At 55.8% G+C, this 11,127-nt stretch carries 9 protein-coding genes; 1 reads left to right on the top strand and 8 read right to left on the bottom strand.

Features of this window, described 5'->3' with window-relative positions; genetic code table 11:
- From ACF8AM_RS07090 to ACF8AM_RS07065, 6 genes are all read right to left on the bottom strand, one after another.
- A partial coding sequence (locus ACF8AM_RS07090; RefSeq protein WP_392554958.1) for a hypothetical protein occupies positions 1 to 235 on the bottom strand: 235 nt, incomplete at its 3' end.
- A gap of 180 nt (positions 236 to 415) precedes the next feature.
- Positions 416 to 709, bottom strand: a complete 294-nt coding sequence (locus tag ACF8AM_RS07085; RefSeq protein ID WP_392554956.1) for a hypothetical protein — start codon at positions 707 to 709, stop codon at positions 416 to 418.
- A gap of 61 nt (positions 710 to 770) precedes the next feature.
- The gene (locus tag ACF8AM_RS07080) at positions 771 to 1,802 is read right to left on the bottom strand and encodes an alpha/beta fold hydrolase (RefSeq protein WP_392554955.1); all 1,032 of its coding nucleotides are present in this window, start codon (positions 1,800 to 1,802) and stop codon (positions 771 to 773) included.
- Entirely contained in the window at positions 1,799 to 4,549 is a 2,751-nt protein-coding gene (locus ACF8AM_RS07075; RefSeq protein ID WP_392554954.1) for an amino acid adenylation domain-containing protein, read from the bottom strand. Before ACF8AM_RS07075 ends, ACF8AM_RS07080 begins: the two co-directional genes overlap by 4 nt.
- Positions 4,546 to 5,910, bottom strand: a complete 1,365-nt coding sequence (gene ectB / locus ACF8AM_RS07070) for a diaminobutyrate--2-oxoglutarate transaminase (RefSeq protein WP_392554953.1) — start codon at positions 5,908 to 5,910, stop codon at positions 4,546 to 4,548. The genes ACF8AM_RS07075 and ectB overlap by 4 nt, the downstream gene beginning before the upstream one ends.
- A gap of 183 nt (positions 5,911 to 6,093) precedes the next feature.
- Positions 6,094 to 6,351: a bacterioferritin-associated ferredoxin gene (locus tag ACF8AM_RS07065; RefSeq protein ID WP_392554952.1), complete on the bottom strand. Its 258-nt coding sequence runs from the start codon at positions 6,349 to 6,351 to the stop codon at positions 6,094 to 6,096.
- A gap of 483 nt (positions 6,352 to 6,834) precedes the next feature.
- Between ACF8AM_RS07065 and tnpA the strand changes: the two genes are divergently transcribed.
- Positions 6,835 to 7,302, top strand: a complete 468-nt coding sequence (gene tnpA, locus ACF8AM_RS07060; protein WP_392554951.1) for an IS200/IS605 family transposase — start codon at positions 6,835 to 6,837, stop codon at positions 7,300 to 7,302.
- A gap of 219 nt (positions 7,303 to 7,521) precedes the next feature.
- On the opposite strand, the gene ACF8AM_RS07055 is transcribed toward tnpA, so the two are convergent.
- Together ACF8AM_RS07055 and ACF8AM_RS07050 are read right to left on the bottom strand one after the other, a co-directional pair.
- A complete protein-coding gene (locus ACF8AM_RS07055) occupies positions 7,522 to 9,054 on the bottom strand; it encodes a hypothetical protein (RefSeq protein ID WP_392554957.1) in 1,533 nt (510 codons plus the stop codon).
- Positions 9,055 to 9,320: 266 nt separating this feature from the next.
- Positions 9,321 to 11,127 (bottom strand): multiheme c-type cytochrome (locus tag ACF8AM_RS07050; protein WP_392554950.1); only part of this gene is annotated, 1,807 nt, incomplete at its 5' end.

Here is an 11,127-nt window from a genome sequence, read left to right as displayed (position 1 = left end):
TCATTGCCAGGCCTAGCCAACGAGGTGGATGCACGCGTTTGGTCGGCTTGGGGTGAACCTGCATCAGGAAATTGCTGAATGAATCTTGAGCGACGACGTTGGATTTTTTTGACATCTTTGCCATCGCTCGGGTCGTCGGTTCGTTCAGAACAAACGAGTCAACCATTCGAAATTGGACGCCCAGCAAAATCAGCAGGACTCCGATCATGAAATACCGATTGCGATTCATGTCCATTGCGATCATTCCCATCACGCGTGAAGCCTAGGCTCTGAATTGAGCGCTGCTGGAAATCATCGACGCTTCGAGCGGTGGGGCTCGAGAGTTCCGATCCTGATTCGCGTTGTCATGAATGCCACGGATGAGGCAAGCGAATTCAATGCATCGGTCGTGACGGTTGCGCCACGTCTTTTTCGATCATTGCTTCGAAAACAGACCATCGACCAGGGTGTGGACGTTTTCGCGAAATCCTGTCAGGGTGGCGTCGGATAGCAATTCCGATTGATTGCTCTGCATGATCGCAGCCGCCAACGGCTTGTGTTCTTTCCAATCATCCAGGTTGAAATCACGGATGTCGACGTAGACGTCTTGGAGGTTGTTGCTGATCTTCGGTACCAAGAAAAAACCTTCTTCACCGCGAACCAGGTGGTAATGCATCGAGCCGTACATCAGCACGGCACCCGTCAACATTCCAAACAAAAAGCGAGACATCCAACCATTCCTTGACTAACGATTTCAGAAGCTTAGTCGCTTCCGTCTCTTTTATCGTTCGTCATGGGCTCTCAAAAAGCAAGGGGAGCGAACCTCGCGAGGCCGCCTGCTCGTTCTCTCGAGTGAAGTCAACGATTCGTTCCACCACCCGATCGACGACCTTCTGCCGGTCTTCGCAGAGAATTGCGACGTGGTCCATTTGCGGAAAGTAATCCACACTGGCGTGATTTTTCCAGCGGACACCACGCAGCATGTCAAAGAATTGCTCGGCGTAGTTGTAGGTGTCCGAGACGCCGCCGGTGTAGATCAAGTGCATACGACATCCTTGATCGACCAGTCGTTGAAATTCTAGTTTGGCAATTTCACGAGAGGGGTACTCTCGGAGATCCGTGCCCATCGGCATGGTCGAGTATTCAGGCTTGGATGATTCAGGGAAGGCTCGAAGCAGCCACCGGCTCGCGTGGGACTGATGGAGCACTCGTCGGGCCAATCGTTTCCAAGCGTGGATCGATGCCAGCCTTGGAAGGTAATGATGAATCATCCGGTTCCAATGGAATCGAGGCGTCGGGTACCCGCAGGCATCCATCGCGACGACACCACACACTCGCGGGTCTTGTTGAGCGGCATGCAGCGAGTCATCGGCACCGGAACACAGCCCGAACAAGATCACTTGTTGAATACCGTGTTGTTCCTGCAACCAATCAATCGCTTGGCTGATTTCTGAGCTCGCGCGATCAAGCGAACGACCGCCCGAACCAATCGGCAAGCTCTCACCAATTCCAGACAGGTCAAACCGCAAGGACGCCACCCCGCGACTGCCCAAGGTGTTGGCAAGGTCCACATGCAGTCGGAACGGACCGGCACTGTGCAGCATTCCTGGCGTGATGAAAATGGCGGCGGTTTTTCGGTCGATCGGACGAGGTGTCGGATGAAACACACCGACCAAATGTTGGTGGCTTCCAAACACGACGGCTTGTTCGTTTGTCGAGCGACTAGCAGGTTCTTTTTCCACGTCGGTTTCATGGGGCGTGGCAAAAGCGACCGTCGCCGACGATGGTGCGAATGGGGAGTTGGATAGGGTAGTTTGGCTCACGATTTCACCTCAATGGCACGGCGGATGTTCGATTCTTTCAGCAGGACCCGCGTGATTTGCTGAATGGCTCCTGGGGAAGAAAACGCTGACTCCGTTAGCTCAGGACGCTCCCAGCCAATCTCATCGTCCAATTGGATGAAGGGGATCTCCGTGTCGGATGAAAGCGTGTTCGATTCTGTCGCTGGATAATCACGACTGCACAACAGCGTGGTCACGGTCTCGTGGTTGAAGTTGCTAGCATTCCACTTCAACTGGCTCAACTGTCGGCGGACAATGTGGTTGAGCCGGGTGCCGTAAGCCTGGTCGATCGAACTTGGCTGGCGAGGACGTGAAAAACGGGTGCCGTTTGACAGTGTCATCGCATGCAATTGATCGAGCTGTTCGAGGAATGTTTCCCCGTTGACGATTGGATCCCACAGCAACAATTGGTCGACGGACGTGGTGTCGGAACAAGCCGCCAGGGTTGCTCCCAATCGAATGCCGATCAAAGAGATTGATTCGACTTCGTGTCGTTGACGCATCCAGCGTGAGGCGTCTCGGATGTTTTTCATCATCACGTGCGGTGTGGCTTCCAACGCATTGCCGTGCGAGTTCCCGGTTCCGGCGTAATCGAAACGCAGGACATCGAATCCGGTTTGAGCCAAGTGCACCGCGAGTTGTTGCAGGTTGCGGTAACTGCGAGCGTACTCATGACCATACGCGTGGCACAAAACCACCGCTCGGTTCTGCCGGATCGAATGTTGGGGCGGCGAATAGTGAACAGCAAACAGCTCATGAGAGCCGCTAGGCAAAAAGAACGCTTCCATCTCCGGCAGACGTTCTCGTTGGGATTGAACGGCGGCAATCGGGGCTGTCGCTGAATTTCGTCGCTCACCCAGCATCGCTTGGATGTGACTCGCGGCCAATTCAACGGTTGGGTTGGCAAAGAAATCGCGGACCGGAAGTTCGAGCCCCAGTTCGTCTTTCAAGCGAGCCACCACTTGCGTGACCAATAGCGAACTGCCGCCGAGCAAAAAGAAGTCGTCTTCGATGCCAATCTGAGGAATCTGAAGCACGGAACTCCAAATGTCGCAAAGCTGCTGTTGCAATTTGGTTTGAGGTTCCACGACATGCTCGTCGCGAGCCACCACTGCCTGATCGCTGCTCGGCAGTCCGCATCGGTCGATCTTGCCGTTGATCGTTTTCGGAAAGACTTCGGTAAACACGTACCGGGCTGGCACCATGTAAGGAGGCAGCTTTTCGCGAAGTTGCTGCGCCAGCAGGGACGCGGTTGCCGATCGATTGGACTCGGACACTGAGTCGGCTTTTTCGCAGGAGAGCGTGTTCGGGCCCAGTCCGATGTGCGCGAGCAGTGTGGTTTGGCCGTCGGTTGTTTCCGCCGTTACCAGTGCCTCGTGAACTCCCGCGATCGAGGTCAGTGCGGCTTCGATTTCACCCGGTTCAATGCGGTACGACCCCAGTTTAATTTGGTGGTCCACCCGGCCACCGAAATCGATGTTGCCGTCTTCCAGCCAACGTGCGATGTCTCCCGTCCGGTACCAACGCTGGACTTCCCCGTCCGCGCTTTCGCGGTCGATGAAAGCGGAGGCAGTCCGTTCAGGCTGATTCAGATACCCATCCGAAAGGGCCGGACCGCCGAGAAACAATTGACCTGTTTCGCCAACCGGGACTTCGTTGTATTCCGAGTCGAGGATCACGGCGGAGTAACCAGGCAACGGTTTGCCGATCGGCATGTTCGCGTCCGCGAAGTCTGGCTTTGGAAAGAAGACGGTTGCTGTGACGGTCGCCTCGGTTGGCCCGTACGCATTGCACCACAGCACTTCCTGGTCGCAGAGGGTTTGCCAGCGATGGTAGTGGTCGACGCTCACCTTTTCTCCCGTCACCACCATCAAACGGAGGTTCGAAGGCACTCGCGATTTTGTCGCTAGCATCAGGTCGACCCATTGATGCCAGTAGGCCGTTGCCTGGTGAACAGCGGTGATGCGTTGAGTCTCGATCAAGTGAGACAATTCATTGACAGAATCGGCGCGTTCCAATGGTCGGATGACGACACAACTTCCGCACAACAGCGGCGGGAAGATTTCTTCGATCGCAATGTCAAAGGTCAGCGTTGAGAACTGCAGTGTTCGGTCGCTCGCGTGCAAGCGGTAGACTTCCATGTCCGCTTCGCAATAGGTCGTCAATGCAGCGTGATTGATCAACACGCCTTTAGGATGTCCTGTCGACCCGGAGGTGTACATGACATAGGCGAGTTCCTCGCCGGTCAGTTGCAAATGATCTTCTCGAACCGGGGGGATGGACGAGTTGTCAGCACAGATCAAGTCCGTTGCATCCATCCAGGTGAGGGTTGCGGTTGATTCTGCCGAGCTAGTCGAGGACTCATCGGTATCGAACAACGAACGATATTTCACGTGGCCAATCAGCGTTTTGATTTCAGCGTCATCCAGCATGAAACGCAATCGCTCGGCCGGGTACTCTGGATCCAACGGTACAAATGACGCACCGGCCAGATGAATTCCCAGCATCGCAGCGATGGCGATGGGACTTCGGTCGACACACATTCCCACTCGATCACCCGGCAGAACGCCTGTGGTACGTAGTGACTCAGCGATGTGACAAGATTGCAACCGCAGTTCACGGTAGGTCCACGAGCAATCGTCTTGCACAACCGCAACGCGATCTGGCGTGGATTCGCATTGTTTCCAAAACAAGTCAATGAAGGGCGGGATCGATTCGATTGACTTCATGAGACCACCATCGATGAACCAAGTGAGGCGATCGGCGATCCTGTGGATGGAATGAGTGTTGGCGTGGTTCCGGAAGACTCGGAAAGCACTGTTTGCAAGCTTTGTCGAAACAGTTGTAAACCTTGATGGAGTTGTTGTTCCGGGATGTTCAGGGCTGGCATGAACTTGAGGACTTCGTCATCGCTGCCACTGGATTCCAGGAGCAAGCCATTTTGAAATGCGGTGTCGATGACCTGGCGAGCCAGATCGCCCCGGCGAACGTCCAGACCCCAGATCATTCCTCGACCGCGAAGGTCCCAGTTTTCGCTCGCGTGTTCCGAAACGATGGACGACAAGAACGCTTGAAGCGTGTTGCCGCGGACTTGGATGCCATCCACGAATGAGACCTCATCCCAGTGGTTCAAAACCGCGTTGGCCGCGACAAAAGCCAGGTTGTTGCCTCGGAATGTGCCAGTGTGTTGCCCTGGTTGCCATACATCGCACTCGGGACGAATCATCACCAGCGACAGAGGTAGCCCGCCGCCAATGGATTTCGAGAGGCAGATCAGGTCGGGCGATAAGCCGGCTTTTTCGAAGCTGAAGAACTCTCCCGTCCGGCCATTGCCAACTTGAATGTCATCCACGATCAACAGCACGTCGTGTTCGCGGCATAGCGTTTGGACTCGTTGCAACCATGCATCACTGGCAACGTGGATCCCGCCTTCCCCTTGGATCGTCTCTAGCACGACTGCTGCAGGGAGCGGCATTCCGCTGCTACGGTCGGTCAGCATTTTTTCGAGCAAGATGGTCGTGTCGAAATCGCCGAGGTAGCCATCGTACGGAAGAAAGCTGACGTTGTTGTGCGACCCGTAGTATTCGCTGTGGTAGGACTGGTTCCCCGTTAGAGACAACGAACCCAGCGAATGGCCGTGGTACGCATTGGTGAATGCGACCACGTGAGAGCGTTTGCGATGTTGCTTTGCGAGCTTGATCGCCGCTTCGACCGCGTTGGTTCCGGTAGGGCCGGTGAACTGAATCTTGTAGTCCATGGAACGCGGTTGCAGGATCGTTTTTTCAAATGACTCCAAGAACTGTGCTTTGGCCTCGGTCGTCATGTCCAGCGAATGTTGAATCCCATCCTGAGAGACGTAGTCCAACAATGCTTGCTTCACGGCCGGCGGATTGTGACCGTAGTTCAACGATCCAGCGCCGCAGAAGAAATCGATGAACTGACGCCCTTCCGCGGTCGTCAATGTCGAGCCTTTTGCAGTACGAAAGACGCTTGGGAAGAGTCGGCAATAACCCCGCACCTCCGATTCCAAGCGTTCAACGGTGTTGGTTGCTGAATCTGAAATGGATGTTGAATGACTCAACCGAAACACCTGCGATCAATGAAGAATTGCGAAGAACAAACTGGCATTGAAAGCTAGAACGCAGCCATTTGTCCGTCATGCATCGCTGGATCGGTAAGCCAACTTCACAGAGCAACTTGGCCATTTTTGACGATTGTTCGGTTTCTGACGTTGATGATTCAAAACACCGCCAAAACCCAGGCGGAACGCCGCTCAGTTGTCATCTGATTGTTGCTTGCGGAAAAACTTGCGATCGTTCTGGTACTGATTGGGATTGGGCAAAACTTCAGCGTCCGGCTGACTGGAATCGAACAAACGTTGAAGGAATGGACGGCACCAACCGCAGCCGGTTCCGGCTCCAAAACATTCCGACAGTTCGCTGACCCGCCGAGGTTTCTGCACGCGGATGAATTGCTCGACTTTTCGCCTCGGGACGTGGAAACACAGGCAGAGGTTGTCGTCAGGTTTCATTGGTTGAAATCAATCTGGAGGGGGAAGGCACCAAATGATGCTATGAGCCAAGCCCTCGAGTTGAAACCCGTGTCTGCCAAATGCCGCCGCTCCGCGGCTTTGGATTGGGGTGGGTGCGTCCGGGATGTCGGGTTGAAACCCGACGCTAACGGATGTCACCGCTCCGCGGTTGGTTGGGCGACGTTTTGAGCGAACAGTCGCGGAGCGACGGCATCTGTTCAGCCTTGGGTTTCAACCCACGGTCCCGCGGGGACCAACGCCCACCCCTGTCGCGGAGCGACGACAGTTGGCGATGAATTCAGAACGACCTGTCGCCGCTCCACGGCTTTGGATTGGGGGGGGGGCGTCCGGGGCGTCGGGTTGAAACCCGACGCAAACGGATGTCACCGCTCCGCGGTTGGTTGGCGATGCCTCGACCACGCCATCCTGAGCGACTGATACGATGGAGGTCGACGTTCTTCCGCTTTTCAGGACGACTCCCTCATGCCATCAACGCATCACGGATTGCTTATCCACGTTGTTTTCAGCACCAAGCAACGTTTCAAACTGTTGAAGCCCATCTGGCGGAATGAGTTGCATTCCTACATCGGCGGGATCGCCTCGGAGCACCGTGCGACTTTGCTTCGTGCGGGAGGAATCGAAGATCACATTCATTTGTTGTTGAAGATTCACCCTTCAATGGCAATTGCCGATACGGTCAAGCTCTTGAAGGGGAATTCATCCAAGTGGATCAACGCCCACCAGATGGTCCCTGCCAAATTCGAATGGCAACGGGGATACGGAGCCTTCTCTGTTAGCGAGTCCATGTCTGAGACAGTGAAACGCTACATTGAGAACCAAGAAGAGCACCATCGTCGGCAAACGTTCCAAGACGAGTATTTGGCTTTTCTCGAGAAGCATAACGTCAAGTTTGATCCCCGATATGTGTTTGATGACGAACACGTTACCTGAGTCGCATTGATCAAGTGGAAGATCCGACCAAGTCGCTGAGCGACGACGGTTGGTAGAGTTGGTATCCACCTGCCGCCGCTCCGCGGCTTTGGATTGGTTTTGCGGACCTGGAACGTCGGGTTGAAACCCGACGCTATCGAATGTCACCGCTCCGCGGTTGGTTGGGCGACGTTTTGAGCGAACAGTCGCGGAGCGACGGCGGTTGGCAGAGGAGTGGCTTCAGAACTTCCAGCGGTACTCCATCCGGGTGCCGTACACGTTGGGCAGATCGCTTCGCCAGCCGTGCATGACATCGAACCGAAGTAGGGTGCGGTTCGAGATGGGGAACTGATAACGAGTTCCAAGACCAAATTGGTCGCCTTGCACGGCCAGGTTCGAGTCGCCGTGTTCGGTCAGATAAGAGGCCTCCAAAAGCAACTGACGATCCAGTTGATTGCCGATCAAGTCCACTCCAATGGAACCACCCGCGGTGTCGAATCCGGTGGGGTCGAGCGTTGCAAAACCATTCAGCCCATCGGTGTCGAAGTTGATGCCGGTGTTCCTCAAGATGCCGCCGCTGCCGCCGGCGCGGGCGACGGATTGAGGCCGTCCCCAACCATAGAAGAAGTTGGCGTAGGGAACGACCGTGAGTGGTGACGCCGTGATCAAACTGTTTTCCCATAAGAACAACCCGCCGTCCGCGGTCACATCCGCATCCGGTAGGTTTTGTCCGGTGTTGATGATCAATCGAAGGGAGTTGCTGATTCGATCCAAATAGCGTTTGGTGAAGCTGATCGTCATGTTGTGATAGCTTCGCCGGGTGTCGTTGCGGTCTCGCAAGTACGCGTAGCCGGCTTCGATGTATCCGTCGTAGGCGTCGATGAAGCAGGCTGTCCCAAAGGCTTGCGCGGCATGTTTGTCGGTTCCAAAGGCGGCGCTGTTGATCTGGTCAATCGCGGCGAAGAACGTCCAATCAAAGTTCGCCCAGTTGAGGGCGCGGCTGTGTCTGGCCGGAATCGCAAACGCGGCACCGGTCACGGCGTCTTCCATCCAAATCCCATTCTGGAAAATCAACGGCACCAAACCGATCGTCACCGGCATCTCAGCAGGGGATGATTTGCCGTGAAAGCCGCCCCACATCGCACCGAGGTCACCTTCAAAGAAAGCGGTCACAAAGTTGGGATCAAAGATCCCTTGGTAGTCGAAATTTCCGTCTTCGAAATCGACTCGTGTGAATTGATTGTTGCGATCCAGAGGCCCAATGAACCCGTGGAAACGTTCGGAGTCGGTGAGGCGCAGGTCCAAATCCAAGTTCAAACGATTGGCCCAGTTGTCGGTCCTGCCGGCCGCATTGCGTCCGGTGCTGATTCCCGAGCGGTAGTCACCGTACACGTAGAATTCCGGTCGGGCCATGTTGGTGCGGCCGAACCAATTCTTGCCGCGAGGTGTGATCCCGTCGCCATAGAACACGCGTCCCCATTCGATCCATGGGCTCTGCGTGGGCACCGCCGCTTTCGCGTCGTAGACCCACTGCTCCCGTGATCCATCGTGCCAGTTGGATTGTTCTGGCAGTGGTGTGGGTGAGAAGTCGTTGGCGAAGTGAGTGAGCTTTCCCAGTCCAGCCGATTTGGCGAAGTCCGTCGCGGATTCCTCTTGCAGGACGGACCGGCCCTCTGCGGTTGGCGAACCGAGCGAAGCGGCGGAGTGGCCGGCGAAGTCGAAGCTCGCTTGCGGTGGTGGGAATGACGCCGCCTTGGGCTGAGGCGCAGGCATGCGGAAGTCTCGCTCGCCCCTCGCTTTGCTTCGCTCCACCATCCCAGAAGCAGATGGAAGGTTGAGAACGCTGGGTGCAACGAGGCTTGAACCTGGCAACGGTTCTTGCAATGGAATCTCGGATGAGTCCGGCTGAACGATTGGCAAACGCGTTGGGCGAAGTCGTACTGTCTGCGCAAACGTTTCCGCGGACGTCGCTGCCATGAACAGGCAGGTGACGCACCAGAGGAAAGTGCTGGAGATGGATCGATTGGATTGTCGCATGCTCAACGCACCATGAATGTGTGCGAGTCATGGCAGATGTCGATCATCCGCTCGTTCATTCGACGAATCATGTCCGGGGTGCTGTTGATTTGACGCATGAAATACATGGGTTCGGTTCGGCTACGCATCCGGACACTCAGTCGATACGGCCCCGGAACTTGGAAGGCTTCCGCGGGAACGGTGTACTTGGCGATTCGGTGGTCCAGCGGCGCGATGCTGTGGGCTTCCATCCGAATCAGCGGCGGGTGATTGAGCACGCTGATCGGTTGTGCTCCGGGACGCAGGAACACCAGTTGGTCCAAACTGAAGTTGAGTGGCAACGCGGCTTCGCGGTCGGTGCCGCGAACGTTGTTGATCAAAAACTTGGTTTGCAAGTTAAAGAGATTCTTGTCACGAGGGATCCGGCCTTTGGCAACTTCGACACTGTGCATGTCACACAGGTCCGCGTTGGCGTCCAAGTAACCGGTTTCCCAAACGCGTTGACCATTGGGATTGATCAGAACAGCGTTCAACCACAGTTGCGGTTGAGCACCGAGCGAGCCCGTGGGCAAGTTGTGCCCAGTGCTGATGTTGTCGACTCGATAGCCCAGTTTCAACGGCATGCCAACACGAGGCGTGGTGTAGAACACAGGGTCGCTGACTTGAGCACCGGCTTCCAACGTCATTGCCGAGTAGCCACGTTTTTCGTTCATTTTGGCAATGTTGACGTCGATGATTTTGCGAGCGTCACGCCGATCATCTGCATTGTCCCAAGGCTTGGGGAAATGCATGGCGTCCGTGACGTTGCGTTCAAAAGATTCTGTGCCCCAACCGGCGCGGTCGTCAAAGGTCAGCCATTGTCGTGGTGTGAACGTTTTTGCTTTGGGGTTGTGCGGGAAGATCCCAGGGTGAGCGATGGAGTATCCTGGGCCCCAAAACGTGTGATTGGAGTGCTTCTTAGGCTTTCCGTAAGGCTTGCCTGAGAGTTCTGCGACATGGCATTCTTCGTAGCCGGCCGCTTTGCCGGGAACCGCACCCATGTGGCAATCTTGGCAGGAGATGCCGCACTTCGCGGCTGGTCCGCTGCGGTATTGAGCGTGGACGACTTCCAGTGCAATGCCGGGATGCACTGCGACTTGATGGCACGAAGCGCAGATGTCCGATTTGGTGAGCGGTTCGAAGAAGTACGACCCGTTGTGGATCGCCTGACCCGCACCCTTTTGGCCGGGATGCGTCTTGAGTTTGTTCTTTTCGGCGTTTGCCAGAGCGGTTGCCAATCCCATCCCGTCGCCTCCACGACCTACCGGGGCGTGGATGTTGCCCGGTTCGATTCGGCGATCCCCGTTGCTGCTGCGCCCATAGTGTTCATTGATGCGATGACACGAGATGCAGGTCACGCCTTCACGAGCGATCGGTGGCTGATCCAGAATGCTGACCGTGCGCGGGATTTCCAACTGCGTTGCAACTGGCGAATGACACCGCATGCAGAAGTACCCGACTGTGCCTTCGGTCAATTCCGTGATCGCTTGCTCGAAACGCTGGAACATCGGTGAGACGGTGGCATAAGCGTGACTGCTTACGCTCCATTCGTCGTAGTGTTTGGGGTGACAAGCACGGCAGGATTCTGCCGACGGATAGCAATCCTCCGTCCACAATCCTTCGTGCGGGTCTTTCTTCTCGGCTGTTTTTTCTGCAGGAGGCTTGATCGGTTCGGTGCTTCCAAGACCTGCCAACGGGTCATCGCTGGCGAGTGGATCGGGATCGGAGAAAGCAGCCAGAGGATCAACCTCGGCGGCGACCAAGCGATCTGGCCTCCGTGGAATATTGGGC

Source organism: Rhodopirellula sp. JB055 (assembly GCF_043100905.1).
Taxonomy (GTDB): Bacteria; Planctomycetota; Planctomycetia; order Pirellulales; family Pirellulaceae; genus Rhodopirellula.
This window is presented reverse-complemented; position numbering and strand designations above follow the sequence as displayed.